General features: G+C 55.6%; 21 protein-coding genes. 6 read left to right on the plus strand and 15 right to left on the minus strand.

Features of this window, described 5'->3' with window-relative positions:
* Positions 1-18: 18 nt before the first annotated feature.
* Positions 19-780, minus strand: a complete 762-nt coding sequence (gene cobA / locus N655_RS18885; protein ID WP_044934648.1) for a uroporphyrinogen-III C-methyltransferase — start codon at positions 778-780, stop codon at positions 19-21.
* A gap of 37 nt (positions 781-817) precedes the next feature.
* A complete protein-coding gene (gene mscL, locus N655_RS0112720; protein ID WP_349509490.1) occupies positions 818-1,264 on the minus strand; it encodes a large conductance mechanosensitive channel protein MscL in 447 nt (148 codons plus the stop codon).
* A 107-nt stretch (positions 1,265-1,371) separates the two neighbouring features.
* On the opposite strand from mscL, the gene N655_RS0112725 reads away from it, so the two are divergent.
* The gene (locus tag N655_RS0112725; protein ID WP_026443290.1) at positions 1,372-2,067 is read left to right on the plus strand and encodes a CoA transferase subunit A; all 696 of its coding nucleotides are present in this window, start codon (positions 1,372-1,374) and stop codon (positions 2,065-2,067) included.
* 5 nt (positions 2,068-2,072) lie between these two features.
* On the opposite strand, the gene N655_RS0112730 is transcribed toward N655_RS0112725, so the two are convergent.
* From N655_RS0112730 to N655_RS0112745, 4 genes are read right to left on the minus strand one after another with little or no spacing between them, the layout of a single operon-like run.
* Positions 2,073-2,360 carry a hypothetical protein gene (locus N655_RS0112730; RefSeq protein ID WP_155987593.1) on the minus strand — a complete coding sequence of 96 codons (288 nt, stop codon included), beginning with the start codon at positions 2,358-2,360 and terminating at the stop codon, positions 2,073-2,075.
* Between the two features lie 58 nt (positions 2,361-2,418).
* Positions 2,419-3,495 (minus strand): LacI family DNA-binding transcriptional regulator, encoded by a 1,077-nt coding sequence (locus tag N655_RS0112735; RefSeq protein WP_026443292.1) that lies wholly within the window; start codon positions 3,493-3,495, stop codon positions 2,419-2,421.
* 20 nt (positions 3,496-3,515) lie between these two features.
* A complete protein-coding gene (locus N655_RS19965) occupies positions 3,516-4,925 on the minus strand; it encodes a sensor histidine kinase (protein WP_026443293.1) in 1,410 nt (469 codons plus the stop codon).
* Positions 4,922-5,596, minus strand: coding sequence for a response regulator transcription factor (locus N655_RS0112745; protein WP_026443294.1), 675 nt, complete (start codon positions 5,594-5,596; stop codon positions 4,922-4,924). The genes N655_RS19965 and N655_RS0112745 overlap by 4 nt, the downstream gene beginning before the upstream one ends.
* A gap of 83 nt (positions 5,597-5,679) precedes the next feature.
* Between N655_RS0112745 and N655_RS0112750 the strand changes: the two genes are divergently transcribed.
* Positions 5,680-6,324 carry a phosphoribosyltransferase gene (locus N655_RS0112750; protein WP_026443295.1) on the plus strand — a complete coding sequence of 215 codons (645 nt, stop codon included), beginning with the start codon at positions 5,680-5,682 and terminating at the stop codon, positions 6,322-6,324.
* On the opposite strand, the gene N655_RS0112755 is transcribed toward N655_RS0112750, so the two are convergent.
* The 6 genes from N655_RS0112755 to N655_RS0112780 are packed head-to-tail and all read right to left on the minus strand — an operon-like array spanning position 6,312 to position 13,271.
* Positions 6,312-7,742, minus strand: coding sequence for an arabinose isomerase (locus tag N655_RS0112755; RefSeq protein ID WP_026443296.1), 1,431 nt, complete (start codon positions 7,740-7,742; stop codon positions 6,312-6,314). The genes N655_RS0112750 and N655_RS0112755 overlap by 13 nt on opposite strands.
* Entirely contained in the window at positions 7,739-8,782 is a 1,044-nt protein-coding gene (locus N655_RS0112760; RefSeq protein ID WP_238324723.1) for a ComEC/Rec2 family competence protein, read from the minus strand. The genes N655_RS0112755 and N655_RS0112760 overlap by 4 nt, the downstream gene beginning before the upstream one ends.
* Positions 8,779-9,576: an SDR family NAD(P)-dependent oxidoreductase gene (locus N655_RS0112765; protein ID WP_026443298.1), complete on the minus strand. Its 798-nt coding sequence runs from the start codon at positions 9,574-9,576 to the stop codon at positions 8,779-8,781. Before N655_RS0112765 ends, N655_RS0112760 begins: the two co-directional genes overlap by 4 nt.
* The gene (locus tag N655_RS0112770; RefSeq protein ID WP_026443299.1) at positions 9,573-10,604 is read right to left on the minus strand and encodes a galactitol-1-phosphate 5-dehydrogenase; all 1,032 of its coding nucleotides are present in this window, start codon (positions 10,602-10,604) and stop codon (positions 9,573-9,575) included. The genes N655_RS0112765 and N655_RS0112770 overlap by 4 nt, the downstream gene beginning before the upstream one ends.
* A gap of 11 nt (positions 10,605-10,615) precedes the next feature.
* On the minus strand, positions 10,616-12,139 hold the full coding sequence (locus N655_RS0112775) for an ABC transporter substrate-binding protein (protein WP_026443300.1): 1,524 nt from the start codon (positions 12,137-12,139) through the stop codon (positions 10,616-10,618).
* Complete coding sequence (locus N655_RS0112780) at positions 12,132-13,271, minus strand: anhydro-N-acetylmuramic acid kinase (protein ID WP_238324724.1); 1,140 nt, start codon at positions 13,269-13,271, stop codon at positions 12,132-12,134. The genes N655_RS0112775 and N655_RS0112780 overlap by 8 nt, the downstream gene beginning before the upstream one ends.
* A 200-nt stretch (positions 13,272-13,471) precedes the next feature.
* Between N655_RS0112780 and N655_RS0112785 the strand changes: the two genes are divergently transcribed.
* Genes N655_RS0112785 through N655_RS18900 form a run of 4 tightly spaced genes read left to right on the plus strand, consistent with a single transcriptional unit; the run spans position 13,472 to position 16,249 of the window.
* Positions 13,472-14,494 carry a zinc-dependent alcohol dehydrogenase family protein gene (locus tag N655_RS0112785; protein WP_026443302.1) on the plus strand — a complete coding sequence of 341 codons (1,023 nt, stop codon included), beginning with the start codon at positions 13,472-13,474 and terminating at the stop codon, positions 14,492-14,494.
* A gap of 6 nt (positions 14,495-14,500) precedes the next feature.
* Positions 14,501-15,004, plus strand: a complete 504-nt coding sequence (locus N655_RS0112790; RefSeq protein ID WP_026443303.1) for a hypothetical protein — start codon at positions 14,501-14,503, stop codon at positions 15,002-15,004.
* Between the two features lie 3 nt (positions 15,005-15,007).
* Positions 15,008-15,607: a DUF4126 domain-containing protein gene (locus tag N655_RS18895; protein WP_044934651.1), complete on the plus strand. Its 600-nt coding sequence runs from the start codon at positions 15,008-15,010 to the stop codon at positions 15,605-15,607.
* Between the two features lie 33 nt (positions 15,608-15,640).
* A complete protein-coding gene (locus N655_RS18900; RefSeq protein ID WP_044935906.1) occupies positions 15,641-16,249 on the plus strand; it encodes a UbiX family flavin prenyltransferase in 609 nt (202 codons plus the stop codon).
* Between the two features lie 133 nt (positions 16,250-16,382).
* Here the strand turns inward: N655_RS18900 and N655_RS0112810 are convergent, their stop codons facing one another.
* The 3 genes from N655_RS0112810 to pnp form a co-directional block, all read right to left on the minus strand.
* On the minus strand, positions 16,383-17,246 hold the full coding sequence (locus N655_RS0112810; RefSeq protein WP_026443304.1) for an aldo/keto reductase: 864 nt from the start codon (positions 17,244-17,246) through the stop codon (positions 16,383-16,385).
* Between the two features lie 55 nt (positions 17,247-17,301).
* Complete coding sequence (locus tag N655_RS18905; protein WP_044934654.1) at positions 17,302-18,258, minus strand: CPBP family intramembrane glutamic endopeptidase; 957 nt, start codon at positions 18,256-18,258, stop codon at positions 17,302-17,304.
* Between the two features lie 92 nt (positions 18,259-18,350).
* Positions 18,351-20,732, minus strand: coding sequence for a polyribonucleotide nucleotidyltransferase (gene pnp / locus N655_RS0112820; protein WP_026443305.1), 2,382 nt, complete (start codon positions 20,730-20,732; stop codon positions 18,351-18,353).
* Between the last annotated feature and the right edge of the window lie 175 nt (positions 20,733-20,907).

The following is a 20,907-nucleotide window of genomic DNA, read 5'->3' on the forward strand; positions in this document are numbered from 1 at the left end:
GCTTTTGCGCAAGAGTGGCTAAGATGGTTGGACGGGCGGAGAGAATTCTCGGCCCGTTTTTTCTTTTGGAGGATGGAGTGCTTCCCCCACCAAGATTACGCAGGGGGCAGGCAGAGTGGCGGTATGTTTTAGCCCGTCTACCGTAGTGGAGAGCACTTGCTCTTTGGGTGTACTTACATGGGAAATGATGATGCAGGGGGTGTCAGGGGCCACGCCTGCACACAGGAGCTGCCTTGCCAGCCGTGCATAGTCAGAGCCTGGCATATAGACAGCATAGGTAGCATCAGAGGGAAGAGGGCGGAAGTCTGCTTCTTCACCACTCTGAGCACGGTGGGCCGTGAGGAAGATGACCTTTGATGCAAACCTGCGGTCAGTCAGAGAGGTGCGGACTGTGGCCGCTGCTGCGAATCCAGCGCTAATGCCGGGCACGATTTCAAAGGGCACGCCATTTTCCTGAAGGGCCTCGATTTCTTCACCAGCGCGTCCAAAAAGCGTGGGGTCGCCTGTCTTCAGACGCACCACACTATACCCGGCATGGGCTTTTTCCACCAGGAGCGCATGAATCTGTTCTTGCGTGATGGTTTTATTGCCGCACCGTTTGCCTACATTTTCTACGCTTGCGGTCGGAGCTGCGAGCTTCAGGACCTCCGGGGCAACGAGGTCGTCATGGAAAATACAGTCGGCTGTCTGGATGAGAGAGGCAGCGCGCAGGGTTAGCAGGCCAGGGTCTCCCGGACCTGCTCCTACAAGGTAGACTTTGCCTTTCTCTGCGTGCTGCACTGGCTTGTGTCCTTTTCACCATGTTCTCACATCCTGCTTATGGGACTAACTGGGCGCAATGGGAGCAACGTTTCGCGGCAATCGGAATGTCGCTGAGGCATTCTGGACAAGGCTTGGTCTTTGGAATCTCGGTCCTCGCAGGAAAGAACTTTGCCATGAGTTTATTGACGGGCAGAACAAAGAAAAAATATACAGAGGCGGAGATCAGCAAAAACGAAATTACATCATTCAGAAAAGTCCCGTACTGGATCTTTCCGCCGTGGACATCCAAAACGAGGTAAGAAAAATCTGGCTTTCGGACGATCGCAGAAATGAGTGGATTGATGACGTTTTTGACCAGGGAATTCACAATCGCGGTAAATGCAGCACCGATCACAACGGCCACTGCCAGGTCTACAACATTGCCACGGAGAATAAACTCCCGAAATCCTTTCAGCATGAGGTTCCCTCCTAGAATGCCGTTCGAGACATCGTATCGTAACATGCTTGCTTTGCGTAGCGTAAGAAAGTTTGGATTTTCGTGTGCCTAGGCAGTAGAGGCCCAGGTACAGTATTCTGCTCAGTGCTTTGGACCATAGCAGGAGTAGGAAAATGAATAAGGTTGTGGCGAATGCAGATGAAGCTGTCCGGGACATTCCTGATGGCGCAACCATCATGCTGGGTGGGTTTGGGCTATGCGGCATCCCGGAAAATCTGATTGCCGCTCTGGTGCGTCGCAAGGTGAAGAACTTGCACACAATCAGTAACAACATGGGCGTGGATGGAGCCGGAATGGGGCTGATGTTGGAAGCGGGAATGATTGCTTCCCACACTGGAAGCTACGTCGGCGAGAACAAGCTGCTGGAGGAAAAAGTACTGAAAGGAGAGCTGGACCTGAGGCTCATTCCACAGGGGACCCTGGCAGAAAGGATCCGCGCCGGAGGTGCCGGCATTCCTGCGTTCTACACTCCGGCCGGTGTAGGCACTCTGGTAGCGGAGGGAAAGGAGACGCGCGAGTTCGATGGGCGCTTGTATTTATTGGAGCGCTGGCTGCGAGCTGATTTTGCACTCATCAAAGCTTGGAAGGGAGATACAGCAGGAAATCTTGTTTATCGGAAAACCGCCCGCAACTTTAATCCCATGATGGCAACAGCAGCAAGAATTACAATCGCTGAAGTTGAGGAGATTTTGAAACCCGGAGACTTAGATCCCGATCATATTGTGACGCCCGGGATTTACGTGAAACGCATCCTTTTGGGTGAAAAGTATGAAAAGCGCATTGAGCGGCGGACAGTTCGCAAGGGCTGAGTGCTTTATTGCCCAGGATGCATCTGTTGCTGTAATTGTGCGCAGATATTGCGGTATTTCAGCACAAATCGCGCATCGGCAAAGAGTGTAGCAGCGGCAAGGCAAAGGGCGATCGTCAGTTGCACCCTCTGAGCAGATGCCCGGGAGCGGGCAAACAGTCGGAAACACAGTGCAATGACAAACGCAGACAGCGTGGCCATGATGGTCATGGATGGCATCCTGTCACAGTAAATTCCATCCGCTGCAACGCCCATCCATGCTGAAAGGATGGCGACCATCAGTGCGAGAGCCAATGCTGCTTTACTGCCTGATTTGTAGCCGGACATAGCACCAGAGTAGCAGGCGTGGAGGCTATTTTTTGCGTTTCGCTTTCAGCGGTGCCGCTGCGCCGGTAGATTCCCGCACAATCAGCTCTGGCTGCATGACGACTTCTTCAGGAAAATTCATTTCCGGATGCGCAATCATGTCGAGGAGGACCTGTGCACCCTGCTGTCCCATTTCGCGAAGGGGCTGGCGCACAGTAGTAAGGCTGGGCTTGTGGTAGCCGGCACTCATGATGTCATCGAAACCAATCACAGAAATGTCTTCAGGGACCCTCAGGCCCGCATCAAAAATGGCACGCATGACGCCAATAGCGGAAATATCGTTGAAACAGAAGATGGCGGTGAAGTCTCTGGTCCGGGCAAGCAGGTCACGCATCGGGCCATAACCCACTCCGGGAGACCAGCTATCTGCTTCTAACTGGATACAGTATTCCGGACGGACCTTCATTCCCAGTTCCCGGGCCACTTCCAGAATGGAGCGCCATCGGTACTCCGTATCAGGAATGATGTTCGGCCCTTTCATGAAAGCGATGTGTCGATGGCCCAGAGCGTGGAGGTGCCTGAGTGCAAGCTCTGCTGCCCGCTTATGGTCTAAAACAATATTGGTTACACCCGGCGACTGGTTATGTGCAGAAATGGCCACGGTCGGTAGCGGGCTACGGATTTCCGATGGAGTATTCAGCAACAAAAAACCGTCCACGGCGCGCTCGACCAGCAGGCGCGGATATTCCTGCATCAGGTCCTGGTTCCAGTAATGGCTGGCCGTGAAGTAGAAGTATTGCGCGCGCATCAGATATTCTTCCACGCCATTCATCACCATTGTGAAGTAGCCTTCGCTGAGGTCAGGCGCCAGTACGCCAATAGACATGCTGCGGTTTTTGCGCAGGGAGCGGGCAAAATAATTAGGGCGGTAATGATATTTCCGCGCGGCCTGAAAGACGCGCTCACGCGTATGCTCAGGAATAGACCGTGCTGCTGGCGAGTTGTTCAACACCAGGGAAACGGTGGTCTGCGAAAGTTGCAGGATGGCGGCCAGCTGCTTGAGATTGATCGGCTCTCCGTCTTTTGGAGCCGACACTGGCTTGTCTTTCCGGTCTTCACTCATAGGCGATTTGTAACACGTTTTTAATTGGTGACGCTACCATGTGTAGGGAGGCGCACGGTCACTGTCGTGCCTGAGCCAATTTGAGTATCGATAGAGATCAGGCCGCCTGCCTGATCCACAATCGCCTTGCAGATCGAAAGACCGAGACCCGTACCCCCTGTATTGCGGTTGCGGGAAGGATCTCCGCGATAGAACGGCTCAAAGATGTGCGGAAGGGCCTCCGGCGGAATGCCATCACCCTGGTCTGCAATGGAAACTTCAGCCATCTCGTTGTGAATTCTCCCTTGTATCGATACGCATGTTCCGTTCGGACTATGTTGCAAAGCGTTCAGCAGAAGATTGGAAAACAGAAGACGGCAGTCGTCTCCAGCCAGGTGCACGGGCAGCGATTCTGGCAGCGTGCAGATCACGGTAATCCCTCGAAGCTCAGCGACTGGTTGAAGCTGTTCCCGGATCTCGGCGAGGGCGGCTGCAGCGTCCGCCGGAGTGGAACGATGCGCAGAGGTCGAGGCCTCGATGCGCGCCAGAGTAAGCATTTTGATTACGATTTCTTCCATTCGGGCACAGTCAGCCTCGCAGCGGGTGAGTCCGGCCTGGTATTCCTCTGGACTTCGAGGCTTCATCCCCAGTAATTGCAGAGACGACTTAACAACTGCAACGCCGGTCTTCAGCTCATGCGCCGAATCGCTGATGAGTCGGCGCTGCTGCATAAAAGAACGCTCCAGACGCTGCAGGGCTGACTCCAGGGCCTGGACCAGTGGAAAAAGCTCTTTCGTGGCTCGGGCGCGTTCCGACGGGGTGAACTTCCAGGTTTTGACAGAGAGGGCGCTGGCCTCAGCAGCCAGTTCATGCAGCGGTGTAAGGCTACGATTGAGCAGCCACGCCATCACAGCTCCTGTTATGGCGAGGAGCACCAGGCTGGAAATTGCATAGAACTGTACAGTATCCATCACTGCATGCCAGACGTGCTTTGTTGGCGATCCATAAATGATGGTAAGAGGATGACGCACACCGCCGCTGGGATCGTTGGGGTCCACAATGCGCAGGCCATGAAGCAACAAAGCACGGTAGTCTCTGCCATGGAGCGAGAGCTGAAAGGTACCATCCTGCCGGGAAAGGACCTGCTCCGGGACGCCGGTCCAGTTCTGAGAGCGGCCAAGAACGCGGCCCTTCTCATCGCGCACCTCATAAACGTCTTCGCGCGGAACGTTCAGGTCTTTCAGGTCAAGGACCACATTGTCTTCGGCGTCATCAGCATCCTGGACTGAGCCGAGCAGGGAGTCTGCACGGCCGCGCAGCATGATGTCAAACGAGCGGAAATGGCTGTGGCGCTCATAAAACCATGCCATCGCTGTAACGCACAGAGCCGAGACCAGTTCTACCAAAAGAACTGTGACGATCAGTCTCCGCGTAATTGAGTAAGGCTTCATGCGATCGCAAGGCGGTAGCCACGCCCGCGCAGCGTCTCAATGCTTGGCTGACGTGAACCGGCATCCAGCTTCTTGCGCAGGTTGGAAACGTGGGCCTCGATGACGTTGGAATGGTGCTCCCAGTTGTAATCGTAAAGGTGTTCGAGCAGCTCTCGCTTGGAGACAACGACACGCGGGCGGTGAATGAGATACTCAAGGATACGATATTCCATGGGCGAGAGATCGATTACCTGTCCGGAGCGCCGTACCGATTGCTCCAGAGTGTTGACTTCGATGTCGCCTACGGAAAGCACAGGGTGCGCTGCCCCCTTGCCCCGGCGGATAAGCGCCTTCGCGCGCGCGATCAGCTCGCCAAGGTCGAAGGGCTTGCTGAGATAATCATCTGCGCCGGCATTCAGCAGATCAATAATAGAGCGCGTTTCATCACGGGCTGTGAGGACCAGCACTGGAGTGCTGTTGTTAGTGGCCCTCAGCTTATTCAGAAGCGACAGACCATCGAGTTGGGGCAGCATAAGGTCGAGAATGATGAGGTCATAGCATGTATCTTTTGCCAGATAAAGGCCGACCAGTCCGTCTTCCGCGACATCCACTGCGAAGCCGGGTCCATCGCGTAGAGCAGCCGCGACGTTTTCGGCGATCCGCTTTTCGTCCTCGACCAGAAGTATTCGCATGACTTAGAAGTATGTCTCTTCCTAGATTAAGAGTGTCTGAACGCAAACGTCGAGAGACAAGAAAGGAGCATCCTAAACATGGGATGATCTTCCGGAACAGAAGCGATGCGGGAAAACGCCTGGCAGATCGGCTGCAGGAGTATGCAAACCATCAAATTGGAGTGGTCACAGGACTGCTGCGAGGCGGCGTCCCGGTGGCCTTTGAGATTGCGAAAGAATTGCATCTTCCGTTGGATGTGCTGCTTGTGCGCAAGCTGGGTGCTCCCGGACAACCGGAACTGGCCATGGGGGCGGTCGCGCCAGGTGGCATCCGGGTGCTTGACCAGCAGCTCATCCAGAGGCTGGGTCTGACTCAGGAACAGCTGGTGGAAAGGATTACTGCTGAAGAGGCTGAGCTGTGCCGCCGGGAGCAGATCTTTCAGGATGTCCGACCACAAATTCATTTGCAAGGCAAGACTGTACTGGTCGTAGATGATGGCATTGCGACAGGCGCAAGTATGATGGCTGCGATTCAGGTGCTGCGCGCGGCAGGGGCAAAAAAGATACTTGTTGCCGCCCCAGTTGCCCCGTTCCAGGCCCTGCGCGATCTTTCAACTCTTGCCGATCAGGTCATCATCCTAAAAGTCACAGAGCACTTTCCCGCTGTTGGATTTTTCTATCGCGATTTTCAGCAGATTTCCGATGAAGCAGTCCGTGATTACCTGCTCCGCTCCGCTCAGCAGACCTGATGCAAACCAATCCCGAGCAGGAATGCCAGTTTTTTCAAAACAGGAGTAACATGGCCTGTTCCGACAGCGCAATGGTGGGCCGGCCCGTGTGCGTTCCACTCTGCGAGGAATTTCCTGGCCCCGATGGGAAAGTGATAGCGACTATTGGTGTTTCCAATTTCCAGGACCGCCCCGGGGACAGACTCACCCTCGGCGGTAAGCAGTTGAAAGCCGCCACTAGGGTCCTCAACGACGGAAAGCAATGTCACCGGGCCATATTTTACTGACATCTCGACGGAAAGGCCTCGGCCTACCTTCCCGTGATATACCTGCAAAGGTCGTACTTTGGTCCTGCCTTGGGAAATGGCGATGTGACCAGGCCCATCGTGTCCCATCAGGACAACATCTTCTTTATAGTCAACGGCATAGTATTCGGTAAAAGAACCGCCTGCATCCATTGCGTCCAGCATCTTCATGGCAATGACATTTTTTACCTCGTATTCACCTGCAACAGGAACATGACGGGCAGTCAACAGCGACGTTCCCAGGATGATGGAGCTCATGGTGTCCTCATTTGCAGGAACCCCTGTGCCTTTGTAGTAGTAAGCCAGTGAAGTGAGCTGGTGCTTTGCGACGAAATGGTCAAGTGCTACTGAAGTCCGCGCTGCGCGATGCAGTTCTTCCGCAGGGCAATCTGGCTGAACTTCAAAATGGGCATGGAAATCAGAGATGCAGGTTCGAACAGCGTTTTCTGCTACCTGTTCCCGCAAGGCACTCAACTCATCCACTTCGAGAATTTCTACATCGCCGCCAAAAGTAATGCAGAGCTGCGTGACATCCGTCATGATGTCCAGCATTCCTGAGTAGTAATGTCCCATAAGTCCAAGGCGGTTGTTTTCCAGTGAAGCCCGGATCCTGGCTGCCGTCAGCCACTCCTCGATCTCCCGCCATGTATCGGTGTCCTGCAGAAGTCCGACCACTTGATGAAAAGGGATTTTGGCGCGGACCAGCACGTTAGCGATCTCCGGTACAGGGCAGGATGAGCACCAGGCAAGCCATTCACCCGTCATAGCAGTGCGGTCCTTCATCTGGTTGAAGGAAATGTAGTCGATGGCCGCATCCGGCTGGAGATTCAAGACAATGACGGGGACACCAGCCTTCTGGACCAGGGGCAAAACAGTGCTCGAAAGGGCATAAGTTGTAACGTAGAGGAAAAGAAGATCAATATCGGCGCGACGAAAGGCATGTCCTGCCTCTCGTGCACGTGCTGTGCTGTCAATCAGACCAAGATGGATGATCTCCGTATCCTTCTGCGCGGCCAGACGGCCGGCAACGGAGTGGACATATCCCTCTAATCTCTCTCGAAGCCCTGCAAATTGGTCCCAGTATGCTGCAAGGCCTATTCCGCAAAGCCCTACTTTCAATTTTGGAGTCTTCATTCGTTTGCCTTGCTCGGGTATGAATATTGTTTGCCCGTCCGTAGATTCAGGACGGAAAAGCTCCCATCGGGTGCAACAGTTAGCTCAAGGCCATAGCCGGAGTCCGGGCCAGACGGATTCGCAATGTAAGGCTCAGATGTATTATCAGCACCGCCTTCATCGGAAGAATGTAGCTGCCAAAGGGTCTCCAGACCAGAGACTTTCCTGAAAGTTTCAAGTATGGGTTTGGACCCCCCTTTGGTCGCCCCGTTGTCCATGATGGCAATCTGCGGATGAATCGCATCTACCAGCGCGGGGCTGGAGCTTTGATACCAGCCGTGATGGGAGACGATGAGGATGGGGACATGCCCCAGCCGATTCATGGGGCACATCAGTTGCATCTCTTTGTCCCAGGTAAGGTCGCCGAGATCAAGAATGCGAGTCTTCCCGAAAGTGATAAGCACACCCAGCGAGTGCGAGTTTTCGGTTGTATCGGTAGGGCGGGTCTCTGAGATCTTGCAATAAGGGTTCTGTTCTCCGCCGCCCGGCAAGGGATGGTCCAGCAGATTGCCATTGGAGCTGATGACGAGAACTTTCATGCCTTTTATAGGGAGAACGTCTCCCGGCCTTGGAACAATATGCTTGTATTTTCCTGAAGCAAGCAGCTTCTGATATGCCGCATAACCCTCAACGGTGGCCTTATCCGATGTTTCATAGTTTGGGCCGTGATCAATGAATGTACCAATCGGAATGCGGGCCGCCAGTTGGGGCACCCCTCCCACATGGTCTTCGTGGTAATGCGTAATCAGGACATAATCAATTCTGCTGATGCCGGCCTTCTTCGCAGCGGCGACGATGCGGTCGGCATCACGCCCGGCATGGCCGGGCCATCCGGTATCAATCAGAAGTGATTGACCGGAAGGAGTGACAAAGAGCGTGGATTGTCCGCCTTCTACGTCTACAAAGTAGACGCGCAGTTCTTTGCTGGTCTGTGCGAAAGCAACAGCCAGACTCGCGACCAGCAGACCGCACCATATCGCCATCTTTTGTGCCTTGTTCATGGTTTGTCCTTTGCGGAAACAGTAGCGCGCACGGCGCCGGTGGAAATACCCCCGTCTACGAGCAGGGTCTGTCCAGTGATATAACGGCTTGATTCAGAGGCAAGAAAAACGATCGCACCATCCAGGTCATGGGGTGCGCCGGGACGCTTCAGCGGAATGCGGTCTTTAAGATATTCCACCCACTCGGAATCTTCATACAGCACCCGGTTCTGCGCGGTTTCAAACCATCCTGGAGCAAGGCAGTTGACCGTTACGCCATATTTGCCCCAGTCATCGGCCAGGCTCATCGTCAGTTGGCGAATTCCGCCACGGCTGGCAGTATAAGGCGCAAGACCAGCGTATCCAGCAACACTTGTTACCGATCCGATATTAATGATGCGGCCATAGCCATGCTGGACCATGTTGCGCGCAACGGCCTGGGCTACAAAAAAGCTGCCGCGCAGATTGGTGTCAAGCACCAGGTTCCAGTCGTCCCAGGTGACGTCGAGCGCGGGCTTACGCACATTGCATCCTGCATTGTTCACAAGGATGTGGATCTGCCCAAAAGCGGCAATCGCCTCTTTTGCCATGCGCTCGATGCTGGTGTGATCGCGTACATCAAGTTCAAGAGAAAGAACGCGTCGTCCCAGGGATCTCATCTCAGACTCAAACTCAACCAGCGAGTCGCGTCTGCGGCTGGTAATTACGAGATCGGCGCCCGCGTTCGCCAGTGCGCGGGCAAAATATTGGCCCAGACCGCGGCTGGTGCCGGTAACGATGGCGGTCTGTCCGGTGAGATCAAATAATTCACTCACAGCGCCACCTCGCTCACCGGCTTTGGTGTGAGGACAACCTTCATCAGGTTTGGTTCTCGGGCATAAAGGCGAGAGAACCACTGCGGGCCTTCTTCCAGGGGGGCGACGGCTGTAATCAGAGGCCGGACACGAATTTTTCCGCTGGTCACGAATGCAATGGCTTCTGGATATTCTCCGGCGGAGGCCGCTGATCCCTGAAGCCTTACCTGACGAGAAACAACTTTCTGTAAAGGAAGCATGACCTGCGGTGTGATGTTTCCAATGAGAACGACAGTGCCACCTTTGCGCACGCTATCAATCGCTGCTGCGATCGTTTCACTGCGGCCCACTGCTTCAAGCACGACGTCATCTTCTGGGGCCAGCTTTTCGTCCGGACCAGAGAGGAGGGCTTCGTCGGCACCCATTTCTCTGGCCAGCTTCAGGCGGGTTTCATCGATGTCGACGACTGTGAGTCGTGATGCGCCCAGTGCTCGGGCGGCCTGCAATGTGAGGAGTCCGATCATGCCAGCCCCGATGACGCGCACAGTTTCTCCACCTTGGAGCTGCGCCAGCCGGACTGCATGAAGTGCGACCGAGACCGCCTCCAGCATCGCGGCCTCGGGAAATGAGAGTGCGTCCGGCAGATGGTACAGAATCCGCTGGGGTACTGCGAGGTATTCTGCAAAGGCCCCGTTGCGGCAATAGTCACCGCAGGAAACACCCACCACCTGCCGGTTGTCACACAGGTTTACCTCTCCACGCTGGCAGTAAGCGCAGCTTCCGCAATACACGGTAGAATCGAAGGTCACGCGGTCGCCTGGTTTGAAGCCGGTAACATTTTTCCCTGTTTCTGCAATGACGCCGGCGGCCTCATGCCCCATCACAAGCGGCGGGATGCGGCGTCCAGAAGAGCCATCATATCCATGCACATCGCTTCCGCAGATGCCGCAGGCCGCGATTTTTATCAGGACTTCGTCTGGACCAGGCGAGGGGCGGGGGAGGTCGGTGATCTCCAGCTTCTTGTACTCCGAAAGTAATAGCGCTTTCATGCTCTCCCTTTTTATTCCTTTACTGTCGCATCGCGCAAAAAATCATAATTGCCTGAAGGCGACAAATGAATATTTTGCAGCCTCCGGCTGTGGACCAGAACTGTATCCAGATACCAGAGGTTGAGAGTAGGCAGATCGCTGGCCAGAATCTCCTGTACTCGGTCATAGTCTGCCTTCTGTCTTTGTTGGTCTGTGTCGGAAGCCGCGTCTTCAAGCAAACGGTCGAGTTCGGGATTCGTATAGAAGCCTCGGTTGGCTCCATGTGGAGGAAAACTCGCCGTTGCGAAAGAGTAACGAAAGATGTCTGGAGCTTCATTTCCTCCGATCCAGCGTGAGGGCGCTATCTGGAAGATGCCGCGGCTGATGTCGGAGTAAAATGTGGCAAATTCATAGCTGCGAAGGTCCACTGCAATTCCTGCCTGCGAAAGCTGTTGCTGGATGGCCATGGCGAGCAGGCGGCTTCCTTCATCGGTAGAAGTCTTCAAGCCAATGTGAAAGCGGAAACCGTTGCGCTGGCGTGGATATCCGGCATTGTCGAGCAGTCGGTTTGCCGCTGCCAGGTCATACTTGTGTGCTTCTACATTTCCGTTCCAGGCCCAGTGCTCCGGGGGCAGTACGCTTTCGGCGAGTCGCGCCTGGTCACGGTACAAAGAGTGAATCAGCAGCGGGCGGTTGATGGCCAGTGCAATGGCCCTCCGCACGCGACCATCGCGCAGAATGGGGTCGCGCGTATTGAAAATGAGATACATCAGTGTGGTCCCAGGTCCGGAGTCGATCTCCAGATTGCGCTCACGCCGGAGCGCATAGACCGTATCGGCGGGCAGGGCATTCATGGCTGCGTCTGCGGAACCTTTCTGTAATTCCAAAGCGCGGGTGGTAGCATCCGGAACAACGGCGAAGCGCACCCTTTCGATAGAGGGTTGTGGTTGCCAGGAATGTGGTGCGCGTTGGAGGACGACTTCTTTGTCCTGTTCCTGGCTGACGAACTCAAAGGGGCCGCTGCCGATGGGGTGCTTCCAGAAATCGCGTCCGCTGCCTGCAGGCACAACGCCAAATCCGCCATCGCTCAGGTTCCACAGCAGCGCAGGGTCCGGCTTCTTCAGGTAAATGACTACAGTGAGCGGGTCGGGTGTTTCCACGCGGTCGATGGCCTGATAGGCATTCGCTTTTACGCTGATGACCATTCCCTGAAGGATGGAATCTAAGGTGTACTTTACATCTGTTGAAGTAAGAGGGTGGCCATTGTGAAAACGCACATCTTTGCGCAGATGGAAGACATAAGTCAGTGGGTTAGGAGTCTCCCATTTTTCTGCCAGCCAGGGTTGCAGATTGAAATGATGATCGCGGCGCACCAGCGCATCAAATAGGAGCGAGTCAATGCGTTCTGACTGGGCGTCTACGCCAATCCGCGGATCAAGGTTGGTTGGGCTGCTTTCAATCAGCACGGTCACGATGTTTCCTGTTGCATGGTACCGGTTGCAGCCGGAAATAAAAAAAAGGAGCGCAAGTACCAGCATGGCAAATCGTTCAGGCATAGGTAATCTGCCCCAGAATCGCCAGATGTTTTGCTCCGGTTGCAGAGGGCACATTGGCCGGCTTTCTGTGCCAGGTGTAGTAGGCAAGCAGAGCAAATGCCGCTGCCTCCTTGGCTTCCACGGGCAGGCCCAAAGCAGTGGAATCATGCAAAGTACAGCCAAAAGGCCCCAACCTCTCGCGCAGCATTCGCATCAGAACAGGGTTCTTTGCCCCGCCGCCGGAAACAATATAGTCCACCGGAGCGCTGCGTGAGAGGCTTGGACGCACAAAACGTTCAAAGGCAAGAGCAATGCTTTGTGCGGTGAGCGCCGTGGCTGTAGCGACAGCGTCTTCGCTCGATCCGCCCGCTTTTTTACATGCCCGCAGAAAGCTGGAGGTAAAGGCTGCCCCAAACTCCTCACGTCCAGCAGACTTTGGAGGCCTTGCCTGAAAAAAGGATTGTTGAAGCACCCGGTCCACTACCTTTCCAAGCACACGTCCCCGTGCAGCAATTCTCCCATTTTGGTCAAAAGGCCGATGGAATTGCTGCTCGGTCAGTGCATCGATCACCATGTTTCCAGGGCCGGTGTCGAAGGCCAGAAGTTTGTCGATCCCGGATGATGGAGGAACGAGCGTCAGATTTGCGATGCCGCCAATGTTCTGCAAAACGCGCGCGCGTTTTGTATCGGAAAACCATACGAAATCCAGCAGCGGCACCAGGGGCGCAGCCTGTCCTCCTGCTGCCATGTCCGCGGGGCGGAAATTACTCACCACAGGAAGACGCATTGTGGCAGCAATCAGTGCGGCTTCGCCGAGCTGCCAGGTACAGGAAAATTTCTTACCGGCGTACAAGGCCGGTTTGCCCTGATGGTAGATGGTCTGTCCATGGCAACCAATCAGGTCCAGTTTGCAAGGATGCAGGTCCCAGGTTTTTCGGACCGCTTCAGCATACGCGATTCCCAGACGCCAGTTCAGCCGGGCCAACTCTGCCGCAGAGATGGACCTTGCATCCATGGCCGCCAACACGGCTGTGCGCAGTGTTTTAGAGTAGGGAGACGATTCATGCGCGATCAGTTCAATCTTGAGCCTGTCTTTTTGGGGGCCAATATGCACAAATGCAACATCGATTCCATCTGCGGAAGTACCGCTCATGATGCCAGCCAATGTCATGGAACGAAAGGGAAGTGGTTTCAAGACGATTGCCTCGTAGCTACAGACCCATTGTAATGAGTCATTGTCCGGCACGGATTGAAATGCAGCGTGGCATACGGCCTACTGCTGAAAGAAGCGATACCGTTGCCATCAGGCAACTGCCAGGCAGATCACTGTAAAATCGTCGCATCAGAATCTGTATGCGAGCTGCTGTTCTTCGTCGTACTGGCCGAGTTGAGGAAAAACCGCTTCGTATCGAAGATCTCCCTTTGCCGCAGCCATCCGATGGAGAAGTTCTGTTGAAAGTGGAGGCGTGTGGTGTCTGCCGCACAGATCTGCATCTTATCTCCGGTGAATTGCCCCCACCATTGCCTGCCGTTACGCCTGGGCACCAGATCGTAGGCCGCGTGGAAGCAGTTGGCCATGGCGTAACCAGTTGGAAAAAAGGTGCACGTGCCGGAGTTTCCTGGATCGGTGGAACTGACGGAACATGCCTTCTTTGCCGTAAGGGGTTGGAAAACCTCTGCGACAATCCGGTCTTTACCGGTTACAGCGTGAACGGCGGATTCGCCGAATACGCCATTGCGCGCGCAGATTTTTGCATTCCTCTGCCGGAAAGCGTCTCTGCCATTGACCTTGCTCCTTTGCTTTGTGCTGGAATCATTGGCTTCCGCAGTCTGCGCGTTGCTGGTGTAGAACGGCAAGACCGTGTCGGACTTTTTGGCTTCGGTGCATCCGCACATCTGGCCATCGAAGTCCTGAAGCATTGGCGATGCGAGATCTTTGTTGCAACCCGCGGGGCCTCGCACCAGCAACTGGCCCGTGAGCTTGGTGCGTCCTGGGTCGGAGAAGCGATGGAAAGGCCGCCGGTGCCGCTGGACCGTGCCGTGACCTTTGCTCCCAGTGGAGACGTGGTCATTGCGGCGCTGCGCTCTCTTCGCAAAGGTGGAATTGTTGCGATTAATGCCATACACCTCGACCGCATACCGCAATTCGACTACGACACGCTGTTATGGGGCGAGCGCCAGTTACGCAGCGTGACGAACATGACCCGGCAGGACGCACAGGATTTTATAAAACTTGCGGCTGAAATCGGTATCCGTCCTCGCACCACGGTTTTCTCTCTGGACGAGGTGAACGAAGCATTGGCTGCCGTTTACCATGATTCTGTGAACGGAGCAGCAGTGGTGAAAATGATGGATCACTTAACATCCGCCAGCTAAGGTACTATGCTCAAACGCATGTGCAAACCATTCCTGTACATCGCTTTTCTCTTTGTCGTCAGCCTGGTTGCGTCAGGCGCAAATGCGCAAAGGGATGTATCTGTGCCGCAGAGCTGTACCCCGCAGGTCAACCAGAAGCTCGGTGACTTGCTGAGCGCCGGCCAGTCCCATGCCGTGGACAACGTGATGGTGTGCGGTATCACCGTCAGTTCTTCCCGCACGCAGCGAGGGGGGCGTCATGGCAGTCATGAGGTCCTACCCCTCCGTGTCCAGTTTCCTGACGGTAGCACTCATTTGGTCGAGGTGGTAACGAACGACGATCTGGACGGTATGGTGACGGCTCCTGTGAATGCCCAGGTCTTTGCATATGGACAGGCGTTCTTTCCTTCCCGCGGGCGCTTTGTTGCCGGAATCCATGATGTACATTGCGCTACGCATCGAGGTGCTGACAACGGCTGGGTCGTGGTGAATGGTCAGAAGTATCCATCAAGCTGTACCGCATCGAGGTGAGCCATGTCTTTTACGCCGACCACAATCGCCGCTCTTATCATTGCGGCCAGCTTTGCTGCCGGGCTGAATGTATATGCCACACTCCTCACACTGGGTCTGCTTGCTCATGTTCATTGGATTGCACTTCCAGCTGGCCTCGATGTTCTGAGCCACTGGTGGATCATCGGCGTAAGCGGTGCGATGTTCGTCATAGAGTTCTTTGCGGACAAAATTCCCGGCTTTGACATGATCTGGAATGCGCTCCATACCTTTGTGCGCGTCCCCGTCGCCGCGCTTCTTGCTTATCGCGCCAGTGAGCAGCTTTCGCCAGAGATGCAGCTACTTGCGGCCATTGCCGGCGCAGGGATAGCCATTGTCTCTCACGGATCGAAGACGGCCGTGCGCGCTGCCGTGACTCCAAGCCCGGAGCCGGTATCAAATATAGCGCTCAGCACAGGTGAGGACGTGGCTGCAATTGGCGTTACCTGGCTGGCGACGCGCCATCCATACCTTGCCGCAGGCATTGCGGTCTTCTTTCTCATCATGGCCGTCATCACCGTTCGCTGGCTGGCGCGCTTTGTCAGGCGCATGTGGAACAAGCCGCGAACTGCCAGTGCTACGTGATTCGCTTAAGATGGAACAGGCAGTCATTCCATGATGCATTCTCCACTTAACCTAACCGTCGCCATTACCGGGGCCAGTGGTTCCATCTTTGGGCAGCATCTTTTGCGGGCACTGGATATGGATTCCCGTGTGTCACGGATACACCTTGTAGTTTCAGAAAGTGCGCTGCGGGTCATGGCCGAAGAGCTTAAAATCAGCGGACGCAATGGACTCGCTGAAAAACTGCTGGGACGGCCCCCGGTCAAGATCCAGCAGCATCCTGAGTCTGACGTAGGCGCGCCGATTGCCAGCGGGAGCTATCCCTCACAGGGAATGATTATCCTGCCTTGCAGCATGGGGACCCTGGCAGGCATTGCCAATGGTCTGGCACAGGGCCTGATCGAACGCGCGGCGGATGTCTGCCTCAAGGAGCGACGCCCTCTGGTGCTCTGTGTGAGAGAGACACCTCTCAACAAGGTCCACCTGCGGAACATGTCGCTGGCAGCCGATGCCGGAGCGACCATTTTTCCTGTGATTCCTACCTTCTACAATCATCCAGTGGATTCGACCGTGATGGCAAAGCAGTTTGTGTCCCGTGTTTTGGCGCACATCGGGCTACCACAACCGGACGCCTTTGTGTGGAAGGGGGAAGACTCCACATAAAATTTGTAAATTCTTCAATATAAGAAGGTTATGGGCATGGTCCTTAAAACCTCATCAGCCGTCTTCCAGGCGTAAGAGGTTGGTCACGGTCATCCCCTACACCTCTTAAAAGATCCTGACACTGGCAATCAAACTATGCGGCTGCGATGCGACGGATCAGGTCTTCTTGCTCCTCAATGTTTTCTGCTCCAATCGTGAAGGCATCCAATACTCCAGTGCCCAGAGCAAAACGAAGGGCCTCATCCTGCCGGGTGCGCATGGCACCCTGGCCAAGAATCTTCATGCCGACAATTCCTTTTCCCTGCGTGCGCATTTCCTGGATGACGCCCATGACGGTATGCGGATCAGCATCCATATACGCACCTACGGGGTTCAGCCGGACCAGGTCGATTTCCACCCATGGAGATTTCGCTGCGGCGCGAAGCGCCCCGATGGAATGGCAGGAAACGCCGTGATGGCGGATGATGCCTTTTTCCTTGGCCTCTGAAAAAACATCCATGACGCCCCGATAGCGCTCGGTCCAGTCATCTTCTGTTACGCAGTGGATAAGGCAAATATCAATGTAGTCAGTCTTCAGCTCCTTGAGAAAGCGGTAAAGATCAGCCCGGGCCGCCTTTGGATCGCGTGAGTCGCACTTGGTCATCACAGTGACTTTTTCTCGCGGAATATGCTGCAGCGCCTCGGCGACATAGGGATGGCTGCCATAGGAGTCAGCGGTGTCGAAGAAGAGCAGGCCATTGTTGTAGCCATTCAGAAGAAGGCGGGTGGCGCTGCCATTTCGCGTTTGGTTTGATGATCCGCCATAGCCGATTGTGCCTGTACCCATCGCCAGACGGCTGGTACGGATTCCGGTTTTGCCGAGGACCACTATGTCCGTCGCCTTGAATTTACGTGTGAGGACAGGAATCTCGACGGGCTGGGGGAGGGCCGTGGTTGGATCAAGGCAGGTCGCACTGAAGCTGGCGGCCGCTGTGGTGAGGAATTGTCTGCGGTCCATACGCTTTCCTCCGGACGGCTTTCCCTGATTGTATGCCGAACGCTTCCTCTTTTTCTCAAAAATGAGGCAAGGGGGGCTGGCTACTGGCCCCGGCTGTCGCCCCTTGAGGGCGAGCAGCTCGGCCCCACCACAACCACATGGCCAACGCCATCAAGACAAGCAGAGGAAAGATCAACAGGCTGCCTTCAGGGCCTGTGGGGCCCCCGCTCCACAGCAGCGCTCCCACGGGATGCTCGGTGAACAGGTGTCCGTACACGGTTGTACCGCTATCAGCGGTGCCATAGAAATAGCTCTGCCCCCAGTCCCATGCGGCATGAAAACCGATGGCCCACCAGAGAGAGCCTGTGTACCAGAGGCTCAGGCAAAAAACCAGGCCCACAGCGCCGGCCGAGAAAAGCCCGACCGGGGACTCTCCTGGATTGTGCCCATGCAGGAGGCCGAAAAGCACGGAAAGCAGCAGGGCGGCCCACCAGAAGCCAAGGCCCCGCGTAAGCGTATATTGTAGGTAACCACGCAACAGGGACTCCTCAGCCAATCCCACAAAGAAAAAAACAACAGCCCATGCCGCAGCATACTTCCATATCCTGGGTCCGTGAAGGTTGAAGCCATCAAACGCAATCAGGCGCAATTTCCACAGAGTCCCTACCAGGAATGAAATGGCGATGAATCCCCAGAAAATTCCCCACAAGAAGCGGGCCAGCTTTGCGCTCCCGGCATATCCATAGATGCGAATCGGGCGATGTTCAATGGCTGCCATGACCGCAGTTGCAATGAAGATCAGGACGAATTCCAAGACATTCTGGAAAAGACCAAGCAAATAATTCAGCGGGGCCTTCAGGTCTGGATGGGAGTGCACAAAAGAGTGAAGCAAAAAACCAGCACTGACGATGAGTAGGGTGAGGATCAGGACAAAGAGAAGGGCGCTCCATCCTGCGCGAAGTCCATCAGCTCCGATAAAAACTCGATGAATGCCATGCGGTGGTGGCGGGGCTTCGGGAATTTCCTGCTGCATTTCCACGGAATAACTATCGTATGAAGCAGGGGACCATGCAACAGAAAAAATGAAGGCTGTGCCAAAGCACAGCCTTTTTTAACAGATGGCGCTTACTGAGGCCTGCGGTTTCCGCCGCCACCGGGACGGCGGCGTCCACGACGACGCCGGTTGCCACCTCCTCCGGGACGGCGATCTCCGCCTCCGGAGTGGACAGCAGACTCATCGGCCCGGTTGAAGTTGACTTCCTCGCCCTCTTCCGCCTCGTCATCGAAGTCATCGATGTCCTCTCCGCCTTCAATGGTAATGGTGCTGGCATTGGAAGCGGGCTGGCGCTCCTCCGATGCAGCAATCTCATTCACCTGGCCCGGTTGCGCTTCAGCGGCCTGGGCCAGCTTGGCACGATGCTCCTTGAGCAGGGCCTTGCGGGAAAGCTTGATTCGATTGCCTTCGATACCCAAAACCTTAACCAGGACCTGGTCTCCTTCGCGCAACTCGTCCTTGACATCTTTCACGCGGTGCTCGGCGATCTCGCTGATATGCAGCAGGCCGTCGGTGCCAGGAAAAATTTCTACAAATGCGCCGAACTCGGCCAGGCGGACAACTTTGCCCAGGTAGGTTTTTCCCACCTCCGGCACGGCAGTCAGATCGTTAATCATGGCCAGGGCCTTTTCCAGGCTCTCGACGTCGGGCGAGGCCACATTGACCCGGCCTGAGTCGTCCACATCGATCTTGGCGGCAGTGGCATCAATGATGCTACGGATGGTTTTGCCACCCGGTCCGATAAGGTCGCGGATCTTGTCCGGAGGAATCTGCAGAGTGCGGATCTGCGGGGCAAACTTTGATTTCTCCGTGCGCGGGCCACTGAGGACAGCATCCATGGTATCGAGCAGGAAGAGGCGGCCACGACGGGCCTGTTCGAGCGCCTCACGCATGATTTGACCCGTGATACCGCTGATCTTGATGTCCATCTGGAGCGCGGTAATGCCCTTGCGGGTTCCGGCAACTTTGAAATCCATGTCGCCATAATGGTCTTCGGCCCCGGCAATGTCGGTCAGAATGGCATAGTCATCACCTTCCTTGACAAGCCCCATGGCCACACCGGCAACGGCGGCCTTCAGTGGAATGCCGGCATCCATTAGCGCAAGGCTTGCGCCGCATACGGAGGCCATGGAAGAAGAGCCGTTGGATTCCAGAATGTCAGAGACCACGCGCAGAGCATAAGGGGATTCCGCCTCATCGGGAAGGACCGCAGCGATGGCGCGTTCAGCCAGCGCTCCGTGCCCGATTTCGCGGCGCCCTACTCCGGTCATGCGTCCGACTTCGCCGACAGAAAAGGGCGGAAAGTTGTAGTGCAGCATGAAGCGCTTCTTCTGTTCGCCCTCAAACGTTTCTACGCGCTGCAGGTCTTCGCCTGTGCCCAGCGTCGCGGTAACCAGCGCCTGGGTTTCGCCGCGGGTGAAGAGCGCCGATCCGTGCGTGCGAGGCAGGACGCCGACTTCAATGGTGATGGGGCGGATCTCATCAAAGGCGCGGCGGTCAGGACGGATGCGTTCGCGGGTGACCTGTTCGCGAAAGAGGCGCTCACGCAGAATCTCATAGTAGTGGGTGAGCTTCTTCTTTTCCGCTTCTGCATTTTCGCCCGCAGAAATTTCAGCCGCCAACTCGTCCTTGATCTGCTTGATGAGTGCGTAGCTTTCATTCTTGGGATGGGTCTTAGTATCAAGCGCATCCTTCAGGCGTTCGCCCACCTTTGCTTTCAGCGCTTCATAGTAGGCCGAGTCAAATTCCGGAGCTGTAAAAGCGCGCTTCGGCTTTCCGGCTCTGGAAGCCAGGTCTTCGATGGCGGCCACGATCTTCTTGATTTCCGCATGGCCGAACTCGATGGCGTTGACCACGACCTCTTCGGTTACTTCGCTGGAGCCGCTCTCAATCATCACGATGCCGTCTTTGGTACCAACGACAACGATATTAATGGAGCTGTCGCGGCGTTCAGAGTAAGACGGATTGACGATGAATTCGCCATTCACCTGTCCTACGCGGACAGCTCCGATGGGACCGTTGAAGGGAATGTCCGACAGCGCCAGGGAAGCGCCCGCAGCGTTGATGGCGACAATGTCCGGATCGTTTTCCTTGTCCGCTGAGAAAACCAGAGCGATGACCTGTGTTTCATTGCGGAAGCCTTCAGGAAAAAGGGGGCGGATGGGGCGGTCAATCAGGCGGCTGGTGAGGATTTCGCGCTCACTGGGGCGGCCTTCGCGCTTGATAAAGCCGCCGGGGATACGTCCACCAGCATAGGCATATTCGCGGTAGTCTACGGTAAGAGGAAAGAAATCAATTCCTTCCTTCACATCGGGGGCGGACACGGCCGTGGCCAGAACAACGCTGTCACCCTGAGTGACCAGCGCTGCGCCGGAGGCCTGCTTGGCCATGCGGCCCGTTTCAAAAGTCAGCCGCTTGCCACCTGCAAGCTCAACTGTGACTTCTTGTTTCATATTTTCCTCATTTCTTGGATCATGGCGGGAGCCGGGGCGGGTAGGAGCATCAGGCTGGACACGTCATCTGCCATCGCCGTGTGATGGCCGGTGTCCATCTTTGCAGTTGGGGCAGAAAACCCCGTGAACATGGATACACGCCAGCCTTTGGTATGGCCAGCGCTCTCCAATCCTG

This window comes from Pseudacidobacterium ailaaui, assembly GCF_000688455.1.
GTDB classification, from domain to species: Bacteria; Acidobacteriota; Terriglobia; order Terriglobales; family Acidobacteriaceae; genus Pseudacidobacterium; species Pseudacidobacterium ailaaui.